Genomic DNA, 19,075 nt, shown 5'->3' on the forward strand with positions numbered 1-19,075 from the left:
GGCCGGAGCCGGCGTCAGCCGCAACTAAACCGTGCTATTTCGGGCGCCCATGCAGGATCAGCCCGTCATTGCTACCAGCGACCTCAGCGCGCACGTCGGCAGCACTGTCGTGCTCCGCGGATGGCTCTACAACAAGCGATCGAGCGGCAAGCTCCACTTCCTCGAGCTGCGCGACGGCTTCGGCACCGTCCAGTGCGTGATGGCGAAGAGCGACGTCGGCGACGAGGTCTTCGCGGCCGCCGACAAGGTCACCCAGGAGAGCGTGATCGATGTCGTCGGCGAGGTGAAGGCACACCCGAAGCGCGCCGGGGTCTACGAGATCGCCGCGTCCGGCTTCCGCGTGCTCGGCCCCACCGCCGGCGAGTACCCGATCTCCCCGAAGGAGCACGGGACCGACTTCCTCATGGATCACCGCCACCTCTGGCTGCGATCGAAGCGGCAGCACGCGATCTTGCGCGTTCGTCACACCATCATCCAGGCCATCCGCGACTTCTTCGACGGGCGCGGGTTCACGCTCGTCGATGCGCCGGTCTTCACGCCGAACGCGTGCGAGGGGACGAGCACGCTGTTCCAGACCGACTACCACGGCGAGAAGGCGTACCTCACCCAGTCGGGGCAGCTTTACATGGAGGCGGCGGCGGCCGCGTTCGGCAAGGCGTACTGCTTCGGGCCCACGTTCCGCGCGGAAAAGTCGAAGACCCGCCGCCACCTGGCCGAGTTCTGGATGGTCGAGCCCGAGGTGGCGTTCATGGACCTCGCGGGCGACATGGACCTCGCGGAAGACTTCCTCTGCTTCATCGTCGAGCGGGTCCTCGAGCGGCGCCGCCCCGAGCTCGCGGTGCTCGAGCGCGACGTCGGGAAGCTCGAGGCCGTCAAGAAACCGTTCCCGCGCATCCGCTACGACGAGGCCGTCGCCATCCTGAACGAGGCGCGCGCGGAGAAACGTAAAATGGCCGGAGAGGCTGAAATTCCGGATTTTCCTTGGGGAGAGGACTTCGGCGGCGAGGACGAGACGATCATCTCCGGCCGGTACGATCGGCCCGTCATGATTCACCGCTATCCGGCTCAGGTGAAAGCCTTCTACATGAAGCGCGATCCGACGGACGACCGGCTCGCGCTCTGCGTCGATGTCCTGGCGCCGGAAGGTTATGGAGAGGTGATCGGGGGCGGGCAGCGCGAGGATGATCTCGCCACCCTCGAGCGGGCAATCGAGGCGCATCGGCTGCCCCCCGAGGCGTTCGGCTGGTACCTGGATCTGCGCCGGTATGGCACCTTCCCGCATGCGGGCTTCGGGCTCGGCGTCGAGCGGAGCGTCGCCTGGATCTGCGGTCTGCCGCACGTGCGCGAGACGATCCCGTTCCCGCGCATGCTGAATCGGCTCTCGCCTTAGTGCCGTGCGTCAGAGATCCTGCCGGAAATTCTGGGCGCCGGTTGGCAGCGCCTCGTCCACGGCGCGATGCGCCACGGCGCCGACGCGGCGGGCCGACGCGTGGAAGCGTGGGAGCAGACGAGGCTAGCCGCTCCTCGCGCGCACCCACGCGTCGGAATCGCGACGCTGTGCGAGGAGCGTGAGTAAGAGGTAACGCGATCGGCAAGCCCACGCGACGCGCGACAACGGCGGGCAGTGTGGTCAGGCCGTGCCCGCGCCCCGCCTCGCCGCTGGGGATCCGTTTTTGCTCCGCTTGCAGGGCGACTCTGTCGTATCAAGAAAGCATAGGGCGCAACCCGCGACCCACGCTCACTCGGCCGACCGACGGAGCCACCCCTGCTTGCAGATGAGGGAGCGCTCTACCGGCGAGCCGGACCCTGCCCCCGCCTCCCCGACCCAACTCGCGAGGACAAAGCTATGGCTCGTCTCGTCGGCTTTATCGGTAACCGTCCGGATCTCGGCGCGCGTGCGATCGAGCTCGAAGAACGTGCCCTCACGGTTCGCCGAAGGGAGGGCGTGATCCCTGGCTGGGGGGTCGGCTTCTACCAGGGAGGAGAGATTCTCCTCAAGCGCCGGCCGATCGATGATCGACCGGAGATCAGCCTGGCCGACATGACCAAGGACGTGCGCGCCGACATCCTCGTGGCGCATGTCCGGGCTGCGACCGTCGGCAGCCTGCGCACCGAGAACACGCACCCCTTCCGTTATCGGCAGTGGCTGTTCGCCCACACGGGCACGGTCGAAGGGTTCGCCCGCCTGCGGAACCAGCTGAGCGACTCGCTGCCGCAGTTTCTCCAGCGCGACGTTCGCGGCGAGACGGACAGCGAGCTCCTCTTCCACCTGTTCCTGTCCTTCCTCCACGACAGCGGCCAGCTCGATCGACCCAACGTGGACGCGGCGAGCGCGCGGACGGCCCTCCGCTCCTCCATCGCGCTCGTGGACCGGCTCTGCGCCGAGGAAGGGGCGGGGCCGAGCGCGATGAACATCGTGGTCACGAACCCCGAGTACCTGCTCGCCGCCCACGGCGGCACGTCGATGGCGTACCGCATCTACCAGGGCAGCGACGACATGGAGCGGCTCCTCAGCGACGGCGGGTTGGGCCGAATGCGCATGCCCGACTATGCCGCGAGCCGGTTGACGCTCGTCGCGTCGGACTTCGATGACGACCAGGCCCCCGCGGGGTGGACCCACGTTGGCGAGCGTGCGATCGTGACGTTCACCCGCGCCGATGCTCCCGCGATCGAGCCGATCTGAACGCCCGGAGGGCCCGCAGGAGGCCAGGGCCCATGCACCGCCGGCCGGCGCTCCGGACGCCTCTCGGCCGTCGCGAGCGTGTCCATCGCTGCTCGTCGCCTTGATCGCGGGCTGGTCGCTCCTGGGGTGCGGCCGCGGAGAACCGGCCTCCTTTCCCACCGCCGCCGAGCTCTCCGACGAGCGCCGCCGCCCCGACGGCGTGGCGCTCGATCCGGCGAGCACCCCGCCGCCACCGACGAACCAGGCAGACGTCGAGGACAGCGTCGTGACCCTCCGGACGCCTCTCGGCATCGGCGCCGCGCTGGACGTCGTGGACGAGTTCTTCCGGCGGGTGGTCGCCGAGGACAGCGAAGCCTTGAGCGAGCTGCTGACGCGCGATGCCCTCGCGATCCACACCGGCTCGGGCGGATCGGGGCAGCCGCCGAGCGCCGGGCTCTGGTGGGAGCAGCGGTTCCGGCGACTCGAGTACGGAAAGCTCGCCGGAGAGCCGGTCTATCGGGAGTCGGAGCTCCAGATCTTCCGGGCCGAGGACGTGCTCGCGACGCCGCAACACCCCGCGATCCAGCCCGAGACGCTCGACGACCAGGACGTCGTGATCCGCGTGCCGATCGCGACCGCGCGGGTCGCCACGGATCGCCTGCTCGGCGACGAGATCGTCGTCTGGCTGCGCCGCGACGGCCCGCGATTCAGGATCTACCGGCTGCTCGAGGACTTCCAGTTACAGTAGGCTTTGCGCTTGTGCCATATCTCCGACAAGATCGGGGCTCGATGAGCCGCCTCAAGATCGCGTTCGTGGGCTCCGGAGGAGCGGCGCGAGGCCTTGCGCACCTCGGCGTGCTGAAGGCTTGCGAGGAGCTGGGCATCCATCCAGAGATCTACGTGGGCGCGGGAGCGGGCGCGCTGGTCAGCGCGACGTACGGGCAAGACATCCCGCTCGACGTGCTGCTCGACGCCTACCGCCTCCCCTGGAGACGACGTCACCGCGGGCCTCGCCTCCACGTGTCGAGCTTCTTCGGCGCTCCCGCCCTGCGCGATCTGCTCGACCCGGGATACCTCTGCTCGGGGGTGTTCTCGATCGACAGGCTCGAGCGCTACGTGCGCCGAACGCTGCCGATCAACGACTTCCGGCAGCTGCCGCACGCCGTCTACGTGACGGCGGTGGACGTGGACAGCGCGAAGCGCGTCGTGTTCGGCCCGGGCTACGACGAGGCCACGCCGATCAGCCAGGCGGTGGCCGCCAGCTGCTGCGTGCCCGGCCTGTTCCGGCCCTACCGCATCAACGGCCGCTATCACTTGAGCGGCGAGGTCATCCGGACGCTCTCCGCCGACGTGGCCGTGAATGCCGGCGCGAACATCGTGATCATCTCCAACATCTACCGTCCCGAGGAGCGCGACGGGTCGCAGCGCTCGATCGCGAGGAGCGGCGCGCCCAGCGTCGTCCGGCAGTCGCTCAGCATCCTTCTGGCCGAGAAGGAGCGCCGCGGCGTCGAGCTCCTCTCCAAGCTCTACCCGAGCGTCACCTTCCTGGACGTGGCGCCCGCGATCGGCCGGTACAGCTACATGAACCGGTTCGCCGCCAAGCCGCTCGTCCTGCGCGGCTACCGCACGGCGCTCCGCATACTCGCCGCCGCGAAGGAGAAGGGCGTGTTCGATGCCCCCTCCTCGAAGAGCGCGCTGAACTAGAGCGGAGAGCTACCGCCGCGCGCCCTGGCGTACGTCGACCGCGCCGTCGCGCAGCGACCGAGCGCTACATCCCCGCGACGATGCGGTACCCGTCCTGGTACTCCACCAGCTCCAGCCGGTTGTCGTCGACCTTGCGGCGCCACTCTTCGCCCTTGCCCCCCGGGATGCGGTAGCTCGCGCTGAAGGTGTAGTCGACGTAGATGACGTCATCACCCTTCAGGACGCGCCGGTAGCGGATCTCGTAGCGGATGGCGCGAGCGTCCTGGAACTTGCCGGTGAGGTACGCGCGCAGGCCGGCGTAATCGAGGTCGTCCGCCGCATCGATGTTGCCGCCGTCCTCGTAGTACTTGGGCGACGCGAGCTTGAGCAGCTCGCCCACGTTCTTGCTCTCCACCGCGTTGCGATACTTCTCGCAGAACGAGATGATCTTGCGGTTGTCGTCATTGTCCTCCACGTCTGTGTTCGGGATGTAGTGGGTCGCGCACCCGGCGAGGACGGCCGAAGCAACGACGAGGAGCGAAGCGACAGCTTTTGTTTGGCGGCAGAACATACGCGGACAGGACAACGCTCGGGGGAAGCGGCTGATTCCAGCTGGGAACCTTGCCAGATCGAGGCGCGGATCGGCAAGCGAAGCGATCACGACCACCAAGGATGACGGGGACGGGCGCGCCGCTACGCGTGCTCCTCGAGCCAGCGGAGGAGGGCGAGATGGCCAACCGGCCCGTCGTGGTCGACAGGGAGGTCCGGATCGACCTTGCGCAGGCGCTCTTCGTCGCCGGGATCCGCCTGCAGGAGGAGCGCGACGGCGCCGCTGGCGAGCGCGCGGGGCTGGGCGCCGGTGAGGCCGAGCAGCTCGCGCGCGACCGGCCCCGCGTCGTCGGCCGCCAGGACGACCATGCGGTCGGCGTCCGACGACGCGACGAGATCGGCCGCGGCGCGGAGCGCCTCGAGCGCGCCGCCGAGCCCAGCGCCGACCGCGAAGCTCGGCCCGGTGAGCTGGTACGCGATGGCGCACTCGCCCGCGATCGCGTTCGGCGACGTCGCAGGGAAGAGGCGCGGCTCGACGAAGCGGGCTCCGCGGGCGCGCCGGCGGGCGTCGTACACATCGTTGGTGTCGATCGTGGCGAACGCGTGGCCCGCGACGATGCCGGCCCCCCGCAAGCGATCGGCGCCGACGATGGCGGCGAGGGCTGCCACCGCGGTCAGCCCGAGCCGGCAGAGCGCGTCGAGGCGCGCGAGGCGGTCGCGCGCGATGCCGGTCGCCTCGGCGAGGCGCCCGAGATCGGAGCCCGTCACGTGCGCGTGCGCGCGGAGGACCACGGCGCGCGGGCGCCGCGGGCGGCGCCCGCTGGCCGAGGACGTGAGCAAGAGGGCGGCGTTGGCGCCGCCGAACGCTGCCGAGAGCTTGAGCGCCGAAGAGAGCGGGCGGGGCTCGGCGCGCTCGAGCAGGTGAGCCGGCGCGTCGGGGTCGAGCTCGCCTTCGGAGGCCGCCGGTGGAGCGATGGACGCCTGGAGGGCGGCCGCTGCGGCGAGCGCCTCGAGCACGCCGGCGGCCCCGAGCGTGTGCCCTATCTGAGCCTTGAACGGGTGGACCACCGGCGGAGGCGCATCCGCGCCCGGCAGCGCGTCCGAGCCCTCCACGGCGCCGCGCGGCGAGAGCAGCGCGGCGATCGCGCGCGACTCCATGGCGTCGTTGTAAGGCGTCGCCGTGGCGTGGGCGCTGATCAGGCCGACGCGCGAGGCAGGCCACCCGGCGTCGGCGAGCGCCGCGGCGCCGGCGCGCGCGAGCCCCGAGCCGGTTCGATCCGGGGCGGTGATGTGCACCGCGTCCGTGGAGGCGCCGAAGCCGGCGACGCGGACGATCACCGGGGCGCCGCGGAGACGATCCTCGCGGACGAGGGCGACGACGGCGGCGCCCTCGCCGAGCGCCATGCCGTCACGGCCGACCCGAAACGGGCGCGACCTGGACGCCGTGGTCGCGCGGAGCGCCTCGAAGCCGGCGGCGACGAAGATGCTGAGGGCGTCGTAGCCACCGGCGAGCACGAGATCGCAGGCGCCGCGATCGAGCCAGCGGAGACCGAGGCCGATCGCCAGGGTGCTCGCCGCGCACGCCGCGAGCAGGTGCGTGCGCAGCGGGGTCCGCTCGAGCCCGAACGCCGCGAGCGCGTCGTTGAACGGCGCGAAATACGTCGCGCGCGAGGCCAGCGCGGCGAGCGATCCGGCGTCGGCCCCCTCGGCGCGGGCGGCGAAGAACCGCTCCGCGGTGAGCATGCCGCCGCTGGAGGTGCCGAGGGCGATGCCGATGCGCTCGCCACGAAAGCCCGGACGCACGCCCTCCAGCGCCGCGAGCGTCTGTGAGAGCGCCGCCTTCAGCAGGTCCGTGGCGCGATCGGCGCCTGGAGCGACGCCGAGCTCCGCCGGCGCGCGCGCGGCGAAGGGCCGCAGCAGGCCGGCGCGAGCCAGCTCCGCGTCGCGCGCGATCGCGACAGGCGCAGGCTCGCCAGCCCGAGGGACGCGGTAGGCGAGAGGGCCGAGGCCGAGCGCCGAGACAGCGCCCGAGGCGATGACGCAGGCGTCGCTCATGAGCCGCCCCCCTGCCGGAGCGCGTCGGGATCGACGAACGCGCGTGGATCCGGCGCGCGATCCCGCTCCTCGGCCTCGCAGATCACCGTGATGAGCAGCCCGGTCGAGGCCTGCGCGTAACGGACGTTGCCGCAGCCCATGCCCTCGGCGATCACGACCTCCTCGTCGAGCCGGCGCCGGCGGGCGCCCTCCGCCGTCGACCACGTGGTGCGGCGCGCGCCGATCACGCCGCGGTCGTTGACCCGCAGATCGATCACGGCGTCGCCGTCGCGCAGGACGAAGGAATCCGTGCTCTCGGCGCGCGAGTACCAGAGCAGCGTCCCCGCCGCCGGGTGGAGCATCCACCAGCGCAGGAAATCTACCGGCAGACCGCGGAGTGCGGTCCGCGGCGTCGAGGCGTCGCCGCGCCTCAGCAGATCGAGCGCGGGAACGGCGAAACGGAAGCGATCGCCACGGGCCCACAGGTCGAGCGCGGTGGTGCCGCCCGGGCCGAGGAGGATCATCCGCAGCGCGCCCTCGGGCTCGAGGATGTCGCTCCCCGCCGCGCGTGCGCGCCCTTCGATCGCCGGCGGGGCGACCGCGATCGCGCCGCGCGCCTCGAGCACGTGGCCCGTGCGCGGCTCCCGCAATGCCAGGCGGACGCGGAGCGTGCGCGGGCCAGCCCCCTCGACCTCGCGGCGGAGACCTGCGAGGCGCTCGCGCCCCTCTCGCCACGCGGAGGGGTCGAGCCGCGCGGCGGACGTGCCCGCCGATGGGCCAGGCAGGAGGCGCGCTAGCTCGGCGTCGAGCGCGCCGCCGCGCAGGCGATCGAAGGGCGCGCTCGCGGCGCAGGCAGGGAGGCTCGCGAGCAAGAGCAGGAGGCGCCCGGCGCCGACGAGGTGCCGCGCGCGACGGCGGGGAGCAGGCGGCGACGTCGTCACGCGTCGCCGGGAGCGACCAGCAGGATGGCGTATCCCCGGTCGGGTGCGCCGCCCACGACGAGCACGCTCGCGAGGTCGCGGCTGGCGAGCGCCGCGACCGCTGCAGCAGCGGCGAACCCGCCGGCGCCCTCGTGATCACCTGAGCGCGACGCGAGCGTGGAGCGCCGCACCTCGGCCCACGGTGAGCCCTGCAGGCAGGCGACGAGGCGCTCCTCCTCCCGTCCGACGAACACGGCGGCTGGCGACGGGACGGTGGCCTGCGCTCGCAGGGCGACCTCTCCCGAAGCGCCGAGGCGCGCCGGCGCTGGCGCTCCCGCGAGCATCCCCACGCCGTCACCCCGCCAGGAGTTCCACCAGGACACCATCGCCACCGGGCGCGCCCCTCGCTCACGCACACGCGCGGCGCTCTCGAAGAGCAGCACGGCAGCGCCCTCGCTGCGGACACCGCTGCTGACGACTTGCGAGCAGATCGGACCGAGGCACCGCTCGATCATCGGGCTCGTCTCCTCGACGCTGCCTGCGGCGAGCGCCTCCCCCTCCCCGGCCGTGATGAGCTCGATGGCCGTGACCATGGCCGCTTCCGCGGTCGCTCCGAGATCGGCCATCGCGAACACCGGGCCACGGAGGCCCAGGTAGATGGAGGCATGCCCGACCGGCGACGAGGGGACCAGGTTCGGAAAATCGGCGGGGCTCGCGTACTTCGCGCCCTTGTCGTAGATGCGCCGCATGTAGGCGGTCGAGGCGTCGACGCTGCCAAAGGACGCGCCGACGATGGCGCCAGGCAGGGTGCGGCTCGGCGCGACGTCGGCCGCCGGATCGCCCGCGCCGGCCTCGGCCTGAACCGCGCCGCCGAGCCCGGCCTCCGAGAGGGCCGTGAGGATCGCGGCCGTCGTCAGCCGGCCAGCGCGATCGAGCCGCCTCGCCCGCGCGAGATCGAGGTGCGCGGCCGTGTTGAAGGCGATGGCCCCTTCCGCTGGCGGAGGGCCAGGCTCGAGATACGCGGCGCCGCCGCGGGACGCGAGGACGCCGAGCGGGCCGATCGTCGCGGCCGCCGTCACGACGACCGAGCGCCGCCGGGGCGCGCTGCCGGCGTCGAGCGGCGGAGGAAAACGGTCTGGCTGCGCGAGCACGAGCACGCTGTCCGTGCCGCCGAAGCCGAAGGAGTTCGACATCGCCGACCGGATCGGCGCCTCGCGCGCCTCCTTCAGGTGCGCGAGCTGGCACTCCGGATCGACCTCTTCGAGGCCGCCGGTCGGGGGCATCACGCCGCGCGCGATGGCGAGGGCGGTGATCGCGGCCTCGACCGCGCCCGCTGCGCCGAGCGTGTGCCCGATCTGCCCCTTCGATGAGGAGACGGCGATGCGGTTCACCTCGGGGCCGAGGCAGGCGCGCAGGGCGGCGCTCTCCATGACGTCGTTCAGCGGCGTCGCGGTGCCGTGCGCGTTGACGTAATCGAGATCCGAGGGCGTGAGCGCCGCGCACCGGAGAGCGTCGCGCATGACGCGCGCGGCGGTGCGCCCCTCGCGCTCGGGGTTGGTGATGTGATGCGCCTCGGCGCCGGTCGCCCATCCGCGGAGCTCGACGATCGGCTGCGCCCCGCGCGCGCGCGCGGCGTCCTCGGACTCGAGGAGCAGGAACGCCGCCGCTTCGCCGAGGTTCAGGCCGGCGCGCCGCCGATCGAACGGGCGGCACGGCGCCGGATCGACGGCCGCGAGCGCGCCGAAGCCGGTGTACGTCAGCCGGCACAGGCCGTCGGCGCCCCCCGCGAGCACGCGGGTGGAGAGGCCGGCGCGGAGCCAGGCCGCGCCCAGCAACACGGCGTTCGCGCCGCTCGAGCAGGCGCTGCAGACGCTCCTCACCCGACGGAACGGACCGACGGCGGCGCGGACGTGGTCGGCCGTCGAGGAGAGGGGATGCGAGAGCATCCGCTTCAGGGGGGCGATCGCGCTGGGGTCGTGCGACAGCCAGGCGAGCAAGTCCTCCGTCTCGAACATCCCGGCGGTCGTCCCGCCGACCACCAGGTCGACGGGAACGGCCCTCGGGTCGATGCCCGCGTGTCCGAGCGCCTCGCGGGCCGAGAGCACGGCCATCGCGTCGGTGCGAGACCACCCTTCCGCCTCGCCGGGCGGCGCGACCTCCTCGGGGGAGAGGCCGCGGACCTCCGCGGCGATGCGCCCGCGCGTCCCGGGGATCTCGAACAAGGAGAGCGGCGCGAAGGCCCGCTCTCCTGCGATGAGCCGGTCCATCGTCTCGCTCGCCCCGCGCCCCAGGGGCGAGACGATCCCGATGCCCGTCACCCAGATGCGCACGCCCGAACGGCTCTCTGCGGCGCGTTCACGCCGCTGCGGTCGACTTGACGATGTGGGCCACGAGCGCGTCCACCGATGCGAAGATCGGCCTCGCTTCGTCGCCCTCCGGGATGCGGACGCCGAAGCGCTCCTCCACGCTCATGGCGAGCTGGAGCGCGTCCAGCGAATCGAGGCCCAGCCCCGCGCCGAACAGCGGCGCGGCGTCGTCGATGTCGGCCGGCGTCTTCCCCTCGAGGTTCAGCTCCTCGACCATGAGTTCTTTTAACTTCTGCCGCACGTCCTGCGCGTTCATGAGCACGTCCCTGCGGGGTAGCACAATTCCGCGCCTTTCCACCAGGGGGCAGCGCTTTTTCTGACGGTTTGGTAAAGAGCGCCCATGGCCCTCGTCGACTACGCCACCTCTGCAGGCGTCGCGCTGCTCACGCTCAATGATCCGCCCGTCAACGGCTACACCCACGAGATGATGAAGGACCTCGACGCGGCCATCCTCGAGGCCCGCTTCGACAACGATGTCCATGTCATCGTCATCACCGGGCACGGCGAAAAGTTCTTCTGCGCAGGAGCGAACATCAACATGCTCCGCGAGTCGGACCCGACGTTCAAATACTACTTCTGTCTCCACGCGAACGAGACGTTGAGCCGCCTCGAGCACACGCCGAAGCTCTGCATCGCCGCGCTGAACGGCCACACGGTCGGCGGTGGTCTCGAGATCGCGATGGCCTGTGACCTCCGCATCGCCCGCAAAGGTGCCGGCCAGGTCGGCCTCCCCGAGGTCGCGCTGGGCGTCCTGCCAGGCACCGGAGGCACCCAGCGCCTGGCCAGGCTCATCGGCAAATCACGGGCGATCCAGCTGATGTGCGAGGGGCAGACGTTCGATTTCGAGACAGCGCTCGCGGTTGGCCTGATCAATGACGTCTGGGAGACGGCCTCCCACGACGAGTTCATGGACCGGATCCTCGCGTACAGCCACACGTTCACGCTGCCGGACCGCGCGGCGCTGGCGGTGGGGCGCATCAAGCGCGCCGTTCAGACGGGCTTCGAGGTAGGGCTCGAACAGGGGCTCGCCCTCGAGCGAGAGCTCCAGGCCGAGCTGTTCACGTCGGAGGACGCCCGCGAGGGGCTCGCCGCGTACATGGAGAAGCGGAAGCCGGTGTTCCAAGGCAAATGAGCGAATGAGCGCACGCCGCACGTCGAGCCATGCGCTGCCTCGCCGTTCTTCTCCGTGGGAGCCGGACCCAGGTTGAGGTCGCCTCGCCTCGAATGTATTAAAAATTACATTCTTGATGGCGACGTCGTAGGGGTGGACGATTTTCAAATCAGAGGGGGCTGCTGCACGTAAGTTCAGGCATGCAACAGCTTGCTGAGCATGGGCCCCTTCTGGAGCGGCCCAGCTTCGAGACCGTATACACTGCCGGGCTGTCATTCCTCCGACAAGCGCTCCGCTGGCTCGGGGTGGCAGAGCGCGACGTCGACGACGTCCTGCAAGACGTCATGATCGCGGCGTATCACGCGCTGGATCGCTTCGATCCGAGGCGCTGCTCAGACGAGGCGCGCACCGGGCACCCCTCCTGCGGCCACGCCCCAAGCCTGGAACGCGGGGCGCCACGAACGGCGAGCCCGCTCGGCGAGCCCCTCAGGCGCTGGCTGTTCGGCATCGCCTGGCGACAGGTCGGCCACTACCGCGAGCGCGCCCACCGCCGCCGGGAGATCGCGGTCGGCGCCGGAGCGACCTGGCCGTTCGAGCTCGCCGACCCCGGCTTGACCTCGGAACAGCTGCTCGCGCGCGAGCAAAGCGGCCAGCTCGTCGGCAGGCTGCTCGGCGGGATCGACAGCGAGCGACGCGTGGTCTTGATCATGCACGATCTGCTCGATGTGACGACCGCCGACATCGCGCGCGACCTGGACGTGAAAGAGAACACGGTGCGCAACCGCCTCCGGCTGGCCCGCGAAGACTTCCGCGTGGCGGTGAAGCGCATGAACGCCGAGGACCGACGCGCGCTCCACGATCCGTTGAGCCTCCAGGTCGCCGAGCGCTCCCGCGGGGCGGACGAAGAGTCGCTCATGAGCACCGCCAGGCTCATCCCCGAGGTGCCGGACGCTATCCGGCGCAAGATCTGGCTCGCGGTCACGCGCGCGATCGCCGAGGCGCGCGCGGCAGGCCCGACCCCCAAGGCTTGCGCCGCGCCAGCTCCGTAGGCGACCGCCGCACGCACCGAAAGGAGGCCGGCGCAACCGAGGCCCCGGGGTCGGCCGCCCTCAGCGCTCCAGCATCCTGCCGTAGTGCTCGGCGAGCGCCGTCCCGCCCAGGCGGGAGAAGAAGGAAGAATAGCATATCCAGATCGCCAGCCCGTTCATGTCGTCGAAGATCGGCGGGAGATACGGGGGCGGGCGGATGATCCCGTCGGTCACGTGCGCATGGAGGACAGGGACGTCCTCGTGCGCGACCTTCCCCACGAACAAGAAGGGAATCAGCATCGCCCGATCGTGCTGAATGGCCGCGCGCATGAAGGCGTAGTTGAGGACGATCCCCTTGCAGTAGCAGGCGTCCTTCGTGAACGGCGCCCCTCCCGCAAGCACGCCGCCGCGGAAGACGCGCCTGGCATTCTGGAAGCACTCGTCTTCTTCGTAACCTTCGGTGCGGTACCACTCGAACACGTCGAGGAACGACGCCCCGTCCTCCGCCTTGTCCACCGCGAGGATGCGGTCGTTCAGCTTCTTCGCGCGACGCGGAGTGCTCCTGAAGGTGAGGATCTCCACCAGAACGGCGAGACCTTCCTGCACCGCCGTGGTGCGCGGAGGCCCCTTCGCGAGCCAGCGCGCCACCGGCTGAGCTTGCCCGTTCAAGCTGGTCGCCACGTGCACCCACCCCTCGTGCGCCTCGAGGATGTCGACATCGCTCTTGGCGAACATCGCGCCGCTCCGGATCTTCACGTAGTCGCTGCCGGCGGCGGCGTCCGCGAGGAGCGAGTCGTCCACCTGCACGCGGATCGACGCGCCGCCGAAGAAGCGGTCGAAGCGGGCGTTCAGATCGAGCGCCGCCATCTCCGCCGTGATCTCCCGCTGCTGCGACGGGCCGAGCCGCTCACCGCCGATCGCCGTCAGGAGGTCGTAGAGCACGAACCCCATGTCCCGCACGCTCGTCTTTCCGTCTGGCAGCTTGTCCTTCGGGGATCCGTAGAGCTCGCGGGACAGCGCGTAGAACGCCTTCGTTCCCCGCCCGGTGAGCATGCTCACGACCTTCCGGTACTCGTCCGCCGTCGCGCGGAGGATCTGGCCGAGCCGATCGCGCTTGCCGAGCTCCCGCTCGGCGTCGCGCAGGATCTCCTCGAGCTCGCGCTGCTTGGCCTCCGGGTCGAACCCCAGATCGTCCGAGTAGGCGACCTGCGGCAGCTCGCGTTGCTTCGAGCGGAGAAATTGCTCTTCGACGTCCGCCTCCCAGCGGAGCGCCTGGAGGATGCGGATCGGCCGCTGCGCATCGAGCACGCGCTGAGCCAGCGTCGCGAGGATCTCCTTGTAGGAACGCCACGGCCCGGCGACCGGCGGGAGCGGCGCGTGCGGGATCGGTCCGTCGTGCAAGCTCAGGGACTCGAGCGGCGCCGAGGGCGCTTCACCGCTCTCCGCGCCGCCTTCCCCAGGGCCGCCCTGGCCGCCGATCGCGGCCGCTCCCGCGCCGTCCTCCGCCGCGCCAGCGCTGCCGCCGCGCGGCTCGTCCGCCGGCTCGCGCACCTCGATCTCGCGCTGCGCCTCCACGTCCGCCGCGTGCGCCCCTCTCCTCTCCCGGGCCTCAGAGCTCTGCGCCATTGCGATCGATTGCTAACACCGGCTCACCTGTCCGAGCAAACCTCCACGGGCCAGGACCAGCGCCGCGGGGACAGCCGGCTTCGCCGGATCCTTGTCGACATCGCGGCCTCGGGGTACGAGCCCTGCCCGTATGAGCGATCCCGAGCACAGGAACGACGCCGAGACGACCGCCGAGGAGGAATCGACCGCCCTCTCGGACGCCGCGCTCCTCGAGCGCACGGCGGAGGGGGCCAGGCGGCTCCGCTCGGCGATCGCGGCGGCGGTGGTAGGGCAGGACGATGTCGTCGAGGCCATGCTGATCACGCTCGCCGCGCGCGGGCATGCGCTGCTCGTCGGCGTCCCGGGGCTCGCCAAGACGCTGCTCGTGTCGTCGCTCGCGAGGGCGCTCGACCTCAGCTTCGGGCGCGTCCAGTTCACGCCTGACCTGCTGCCCGCGGACATCACGGGGACCGACGTGCTGCACGAGCAGCACGGGTCGCGGAGCCTGCGCTTCCAGCCCGGCCCCATCTTCCACAACCTCGTGCTCGCGGACGAGGTGAACCGGACGCCGCCGAAGACGCAGGCCGCCCTGCTCGAGGCGATGCAGGAGCGCAAGGTGACCGTCGGGACCACCACGCACGCCCTCCCCGACCCGTTCCAGGTGTTCGCGACGCGAAACCCGATCGAGCAGGAAGGGACCTACCCGCTGCCAGAGGCGCAGCTCGACCGCTTCTTGCTGGAGATCCACGTCACCTACCCGAGCGAGGCCGAGGAGCGCGAGGTGGCGCGACGGACGACCTCGGGGAAGCCGCCGGCGATCGCGGCGGTGCTCAAGGCGAGAGAGGTGCTGGCGATCGGGCGCCTCGTCCCGAGGATCCCGGTGACCGACGAGGCCGTGGACCTCGCGGTGCGCCTCGCCAGGGCGACGCGGCCGGGGGCGGAGCGCGCAGCGCAGGAGGTCCGGGACTACGTGCGCTACGGCGCGGGGCCGCGCGGGAGCCAGGCGCTCGTGATCGCGGCCAAGGCGCGCGCCGCGCTCCGCGGCGAAGCAGCCGCAGACGTGGACGACGTGAGGGCGTTGCTGATCCCGGCGCTGCGGCACCGGATCGTGCTGTCGTACCGCGCCGAGGCGGACGGCGTCCGCGACGTCGACGTGCTGAGCGCCGTGGAGAGATCGGTGCGCTGAGCGGCGCCGCGGCGCGGGCGCCCGTCGACGCCCATCACCGCGCGCGAGGCGCCTGTTGCTGCGCTTCCTTCACCGGCGTGACCGCCTTCATGGCCTTCAGATCCAGCGCGAAGCGCAGCGTCCCCGGCCCGCGCCCGTCCCAGCTCACCGCGACGACGCCGCTCTTCTTCAGGCTCAGGCCGGCCCAGCCGCCGTCGCCGAGCAGCGACGTCACCAGCGCCGACAACGAAGGCTCGTGCCCCACCAGCGCCAGCGGCTGAGCCCCCTGGTGCTGCGAGAGCCGGCGAAGGATCTCGGCCGTGTCGCGCGAGGGAGAGAGCTCGGCGACCACCGACACCTCGTCGGTCAGCCCGGCGGCATCGGCGATGATCTCCGCGGTCTGCACGGCGCGCACGAGAGGGCTCGTCCAGATCACCCCAGGACAGCGGTCCTTCTGCTTCGCGAGCCATTTGGCGACGCGCCGGGTCAGCTTGCGCCCCTTGCCCGTCAACCAGCGACCTGCGTCGCCGAGGTCCGGCGCGTCATCCACGGCATGGCCATGGCGGATGATCAGGATCTCCATGAGCTGACCTTAGCCCGGACGAGCGCCAGCCGGGGAGCGCCGCGCGCGCGAAAGAGGCGGCGGCGCCACCTCGGCGCCCATCAGAACTCGCACTGATGGGTCGCATCGTTGCAGTGCGAGCCCGGCGCCACGAAGGGACAGATGCTCCCGCGGAAGTTCTCGCACGGAAATCCGCAGGTGAATGAGGTGTGCGTGTAGCAGCGCTGCCCCTCGTCGCAATCGGCATCGGAGGCGCATCGGCAGTTGAAATCGTCAGGGAACCCGTTCCCGTTTTCATCAAGGCCGTTGCAGCACTCGGTCACGTAGACGTCGCTCGCGCTGCAGTCCTCGTCGGCGCAGTCCAGCGCGCCGTCGCAGTCGTTGTCGATCCCGTCGGTGCACGCGGCGGTCCCGAACTCGGGGCCAGGCGCGGCGCCGTTCGCGCAGCTCCGGCATGAGCCGAAGGTGGCGCAGCCGGGATCAGCGCAGTCGACGTAGTGATCGCCGTCGTTGTCGAGGTCGTCGTCACAGATCTCGCGCGGGTTCGGGGCGATCTCGACGTTGAGCACGAAGGGGCCCTCGTTCGGTCCGCTCGCGGGATCGATCGTGAAGCCGTCGAGGAAGACGAAATAGGTGCCGGGGTACAGGATGCTGAAATCGAGCAGGGAGGCCCGCGAGCCGCCGCTGTCGTCGTCGCAGCCGATCTCCCGGCCGGAGTTGCAGACGCCCGTGCGGACGTAGAGCGCCGTGTCGAAGGCCGACCCGCGCGAGTCGACGCGCACGCGCGACGGCGCGGTGAGCACGAAGAAGAAGACCGCCTCGCCGGCGTCGCCGCCGCACTCACCCCGGGTCTCGCTCACGTGCCCGGTGGTGTCCCCCGTGTAGGTGCCAGTCCCGGGGATGCGCTTCGGCGACAGGCAGTTGGCCTGCTCGAGCACGCACACCGGGCTGCTCGCGCAGTCCGGGTCCTGGCAGTCGACCAGGGCGTCGCCGTCGTCGTCGACGTGGTTGTTGCACCGCTCCGGCGTCGGCTCGCAGTTCGGCGCGAAGGCGCAGGCGCTGTCCGCGCAGTCGACGCGCTCGTCGCAGTTGTTGTCGACGCCGTCGTCGCAGATCTCCGGCACGCAGCGCGCGCAGGCCGGCGCGGAGACGCACTGCGGATCCGCGCAGTCGACGCGCCCGTCGCAGTCGTTGTCGGCGCCGTCCTCGCACCGCTCCGGCGAGCCGGGCGGCTCGCACGCGCAAGGGAAGATGCCGCGGCAGTCCGGATCGCCGCAGTCGACGAGGAGATCGCAGTCGTCATCCTCGCGGTTGTCGCAGCGCTCGCGCCGGGAGCTGCAGGCGCAGAGCGGCTCGGAGGCGCAGTCGGCGTCGTCGCAGTCGAAGGCGAGATCGCAGTCGTCATCGACGCCGTTGCCGCACTTCCCGGCCTCCGAGGTGGAGCAGCCGCAGGCCGGCGTTCCAGAGCAGTCCGCGTCGAAGCAGTCGACGATCGTGTCGCAGTCGTCGTCGACGCCGTTCTGACAGCGCTCGCCGGCAGGGCTCGGGGTGCAGCCGCAGATCTCCCCCCCTGCGCAGGCGGGATCGAAGCAGTCGCTGACGCCGTTGCAGTCGTTGTCCGCGGCGTCCGTGCAGATCTCCGGCGCGCCCGGGAAGACGGACGGGTTGAGGTCGTTGCAGTCGCTCCCGCCGCAGAACGTCGGGCCGACGCCGTCCCGATCGTCGTCGCGGGGGCGGTGGTCGCAGCGCCCGCCTGCGCAGTCGTCGCTCGTGCAGTCGTCGCCGTCGTCACAGTCCGTGGGGCCGCCGCACGCGTCGAAGCCTCCGACGCCCTCGCCTCCGTTCGATGAGGTCGACATGCTGCCGCTCGTCGCGCCACCGAAGCCGCCCCCTCCAGCGCTGGTGTTCGAGAGGTCGGGGAGGCTCGTCCGGCCGCACGCTCCCGCCAGGGCGCCGAGCGCCGCCCATGCGCCGAGCGCGATGAGGTACCGTCGAATCCGGGAAGGCCGCGGAAGCGCCCCCTCGACCCACGCTGAAGAGCCCGGCTTCATCTCACACCCTCTCGCGCCGGCCGCACGGTGCCTGCGCTTCGGTCCACTTTACAACCCCGAGTTTCCAGGAAAGCAAGTTCCGATCCGTTGGCGCTGTCCGGTCGGCGAGGCGTTGATCTGGAGCGCTCTTCCTCGCTCTGCGCGGTCGGACCGAGCAGCTGCCAGGGCTGCTCACGAGCCGGCCTGCTCGCCGAGCCGGCCTGCTCGCGCCACGGGATCAGTTGCGGGTCGGAGCATCCGCGTGTAACGAGGGCCGGTGGGCGCGCAGCTCCAGATCGAGTACGAGCGGCCGCCTCCTGGTCTTCAGCGCGGGCGTTACCCTGCGCCACAATGGGTCATCCTGGGGATCGGCGCCGCGGTGGTGCTCATCGCAGCCGCCGTCCTGATCTGGCGAGCGCGACGCGCCTTCAGCGCACGCGGGCGAGGCGGACCGCGCTCCTCGAGACGAGCGTGATGGGAAACGGGAAACCAGGCGATCACTTCAGGGGGAGGAGGAATGATCGACCGCGGTGCGATCGCGGGTTGACACCGAGCGGACCGGACCGGTAGGCACCATAGAGGGATGCGCACCCGGTCGGCCGATGTAGAGAGCCGACCGAGCGCGCGACGAGCCTGCAACAGCCGGGGCCCAGAGACGCGGCCCCAATGAGGCCCTTTGGGTCCTGATGAACGCCGCGCAACCGCGGCCCGTGGATACATGGCACCGATCGAACGTGGCGTTGAGCTTGTGCATCGCGTGATCGCGCAACTGAAGAAGCGCCCTTCCAGCCATACCGCCGTGGGAGCGAGCCAGGCGGCTCTCGATGCGCTCGAGTCGAGGCTGATGGTCGAGCTGCCGCCCACGCTGCGGGCGTTCCTCGAGTTCGATTTCACGCTCGATAGCCTGGGCCCGCGTTTCAAGGGGCGGCATCGCTTCGGCCAGGACCCGTCGGCGCCTCGACCGAAGCTCACCTCGGTCCGCAAGCTGGCCGAGGCGAAGACCGACCTCGGCTGGACCGAATCGCGACTCCGGGCCAAGGTCGTGAGGCTGCCCAACCTCCCCGGTCAGCCATGGAACGCGCTCTACCTCGGGGAGGCCAGGCGGGACGGCGAGCTCGTCATCCTCGGCCTCGACAACGAGGACACGAACGTCCGGGTCTTCCCGCGCTACACCGCGTTCGACCTGTACCTCGCCGAGCAGTGCGGCCTCATCAAGCTGCGCGAAGCGCAGCGGCTCGAGGACCTCGAGTCGCACGTGGCGCTCAACCCCGAGCTCGGGACCGCCGAAGAGGACGACGAGGGCGACACGGAGTATTGATCGCGCGGCCGCGACGCCCTCCCCCTGGCGCCGCTCGGCCGT

The 19,075-nt window shown here is 71.1% G+C and carries 16 protein-coding genes; 8 read left to right on the plus strand and 8 right to left on the minus strand.

Annotation, left to right across the window (positions count from 1 at the left end):
• Window positions 1-49 precede the first annotated feature (49 nt).
• The 4 genes from asnS to WMF34_RS30440 all read left to right on the plus strand — a co-directional run bounded on the left by asnS (window position 50) and on the right by WMF34_RS30440 (window position 4,366).
• On the plus strand, window positions 50-1,390 hold the full coding sequence (asnS, locus tag WMF34_RS30425) for an asparagine--tRNA ligase (RefSeq protein ID WP_437989994.1): 1,341 nt from the start codon (window positions 50-52) through the stop codon (window positions 1,388-1,390).
• A 555-nt stretch (window positions 1,391-1,945) separates the two neighbouring features.
• A complete protein-coding gene (locus WMF34_RS30430) occupies window positions 1,946-2,683 on the plus strand; it encodes a class II glutamine amidotransferase (RefSeq protein WP_231864318.1) in 738 nt (245 codons plus the stop codon).
• Window positions 2,684-2,783: 100 nt separating this feature from the next.
• The gene (locus WMF34_RS30435) at window positions 2,784-3,410 is read left to right on the plus strand and encodes a hypothetical protein (protein ID WP_231864319.1); all 627 of its coding nucleotides are present in this window, start codon (window positions 2,784-2,786) and stop codon (window positions 3,408-3,410) included.
• A 41-nt stretch (window positions 3,411-3,451) separates the two neighbouring features.
• Complete coding sequence (locus tag WMF34_RS30440; RefSeq protein WP_012238547.1) at window positions 3,452-4,366, plus strand: patatin-like phospholipase family protein; 915 nt, start codon at window positions 3,452-3,454, stop codon at window positions 4,364-4,366.
• Window positions 4,367-4,430: 64 nt separating this feature from the next.
• Here the strand turns inward: WMF34_RS30440 and WMF34_RS30445 are convergent, their stop codons facing one another.
• The 5 genes from WMF34_RS30445 to WMF34_RS30465 form a co-directional block, all read right to left on the minus strand.
• On the minus strand, window positions 4,431-4,820 hold the full coding sequence (locus WMF34_RS30445; protein WP_231864320.1) for a nuclear transport factor 2 family protein: 390 nt from the start codon (window positions 4,818-4,820) through the stop codon (window positions 4,431-4,433).
• 218 nt (window positions 4,821-5,038) lie between these two features.
• Window positions 5,039-6,949 carry a beta-ketoacyl synthase N-terminal-like domain-containing protein gene (locus tag WMF34_RS30450; protein WP_437989995.1) on the minus strand — a complete coding sequence of 637 codons (1,911 nt, stop codon included), beginning with the start codon at window positions 6,947-6,949 and terminating at the stop codon, window positions 5,039-5,041.
• Window positions 6,946-7,869: a hypothetical protein gene (locus WMF34_RS30455; protein WP_437989996.1), complete on the minus strand. Its 924-nt coding sequence runs from the start codon at window positions 7,867-7,869 to the stop codon at window positions 6,946-6,948. The genes WMF34_RS30450 and WMF34_RS30455 overlap by 4 nt, the downstream gene beginning before the upstream one ends.
• Window positions 7,866-10,178: a beta-ketoacyl-[acyl-carrier-protein] synthase family protein gene (locus WMF34_RS30460; RefSeq protein ID WP_012238551.1), complete on the minus strand. Its 2,313-nt coding sequence runs from the start codon at window positions 10,176-10,178 to the stop codon at window positions 7,866-7,868. Before WMF34_RS30460 ends, WMF34_RS30455 begins: the two co-directional genes overlap by 4 nt.
• A 25-nt stretch (window positions 10,179-10,203) precedes the next feature.
• On the minus strand, window positions 10,204-10,470 hold the full coding sequence (locus WMF34_RS30465; RefSeq protein WP_044969499.1) for a phosphopantetheine-binding protein: 267 nt from the start codon (window positions 10,468-10,470) through the stop codon (window positions 10,204-10,206).
• A gap of 84 nt (window positions 10,471-10,554) precedes the next feature.
• On the opposite strand from WMF34_RS30465, the gene WMF34_RS30470 reads away from it, so the two are divergent.
• Window positions 10,555-11,346, plus strand: coding sequence for an enoyl-CoA hydratase/isomerase family protein (locus WMF34_RS30470; RefSeq protein WP_437989997.1), 792 nt, complete (start codon window positions 10,555-10,557; stop codon window positions 11,344-11,346).
• Window positions 11,347-11,525: 179 nt separating this feature from the next.
• Window positions 11,526-12,374 (plus strand): RNA polymerase sigma factor, encoded by an 849-nt coding sequence (locus tag WMF34_RS30475; RefSeq protein WP_437989998.1) that lies wholly within the window; start codon window positions 11,526-11,528, stop codon window positions 12,372-12,374.
• Window positions 12,375-12,434: 60 nt separating this feature from the next.
• Here WMF34_RS30475 and WMF34_RS30480 read toward each other — a convergent pair whose 3' ends face one another.
• Window positions 12,435-13,979, minus strand: a complete 1,545-nt coding sequence (locus WMF34_RS30480) for a flavohemoglobin expression-modulating QEGLA motif protein (protein WP_012238555.1) — start codon at window positions 13,977-13,979, stop codon at window positions 12,435-12,437.
• A gap of 130 nt (window positions 13,980-14,109) precedes the next feature.
• On the opposite strand from WMF34_RS30480, the gene WMF34_RS30485 reads away from it, so the two are divergent.
• Window positions 14,110-15,144, plus strand: coding sequence for an AAA family ATPase (locus WMF34_RS30485; protein WP_012238556.1), 1,035 nt, complete (start codon window positions 14,110-14,112; stop codon window positions 15,142-15,144).
• 34 nt (window positions 15,145-15,178) lie between these two features.
• On the opposite strand, the gene sixA is transcribed toward WMF34_RS30485, so the two are convergent.
• The gene (gene sixA / locus WMF34_RS30490; protein WP_437989999.1) at window positions 15,179-15,706 is read right to left on the minus strand and encodes a phosphohistidine phosphatase SixA; all 528 of its coding nucleotides are present in this window, start codon (window positions 15,704-15,706) and stop codon (window positions 15,179-15,181) included.
• Window positions 15,707-15,786: 80 nt separating this feature from the next.
• Window positions 15,787-17,736 (minus strand): MopE-related protein, encoded by a 1,950-nt coding sequence (locus WMF34_RS30495; protein ID WP_012238558.1) that lies wholly within the window; start codon window positions 17,734-17,736, stop codon window positions 15,787-15,789.
• A 736-nt stretch (window positions 17,737-18,472) separates the two neighbouring features.
• Between WMF34_RS30495 and WMF34_RS30500 the strand changes: the two genes are divergently transcribed.
• A complete protein-coding gene (locus WMF34_RS30500; protein ID WP_157907006.1) occupies window positions 18,473-19,033 on the plus strand; it encodes an SMI1/KNR4 family protein in 561 nt (186 codons plus the stop codon).
• Window positions 19,034-19,075: the final 42 nt, after the last annotated feature.

It is taken from the genome of Sorangium sp. So ce145 (assembly GCF_051525985.1).
In the GTDB taxonomy this organism is placed as follows: domain Bacteria; phylum Myxococcota_A; class Polyangia; order Polyangiales; family Polyangiaceae; genus Sorangium; species Sorangium cellulosum_B.

Excerpts from the sequence above, each read along its gene's own strand:
- asnS (WP_437989994.1), top strand. The coding sequence starts at position 50 with ATGCAGGATCAGCCCGTCATTGCTACCAGCGACCTCAGCGCGCACGTC.
- WMF34_RS30440 (WP_012238547.1), top strand. The coding sequence starts at position 3,452 with ATGAGCCGCCTCAAGATCGCGTTCGTGGGCTCCGGAGGAGCGGCGCGA.
- WMF34_RS30450 (WP_437989995.1), bottom strand. The coding sequence starts at position 6,949 with ATGAGCGACGCCTGCGTCATCGCCTCGGGCGCTGTCTCGGCGCTCGGC.
- WMF34_RS30465 (WP_044969499.1), bottom strand. The coding sequence starts at position 10,470 with ATGAACGCGCAGGACGTGCGGCAGAAGTTAAAAGAACTCATGGTCGAG.
- WMF34_RS30470 (WP_437989997.1), top strand. The coding sequence starts at position 10,555 with ATGGCCCTCGTCGACTACGCCACCTCTGCAGGCGTCGCGCTGCTCACG.
- WMF34_RS30475 (WP_437989998.1), top strand. The coding sequence starts at position 11,526 with ATGCAACAGCTTGCTGAGCATGGGCCCCTTCTGGAGCGGCCCAGCTTC.
- WMF34_RS30480 (WP_012238555.1), bottom strand. The coding sequence starts at position 13,979 with ATGGCGCAGAGCTCTGAGGCCCGGGAGAGGAGAGGGGCGCACGCGGCG.
- WMF34_RS30485 (WP_012238556.1), top strand. The coding sequence starts at position 14,110 with ATGAGCGATCCCGAGCACAGGAACGACGCCGAGACGACCGCCGAGGAG.
- sixA (WP_437989999.1), bottom strand. The coding sequence starts at position 15,706 with ATGGAGATCCTGATCATCCGCCATGGCCATGCCGTGGATGACGCGCCG.
- WMF34_RS30495 (WP_012238558.1), bottom strand. The coding sequence starts at position 17,736 with ATGAAGCCGGGCTCTTCAGCGTGGGTCGAGGGGGCGCTTCCGCGGCCT.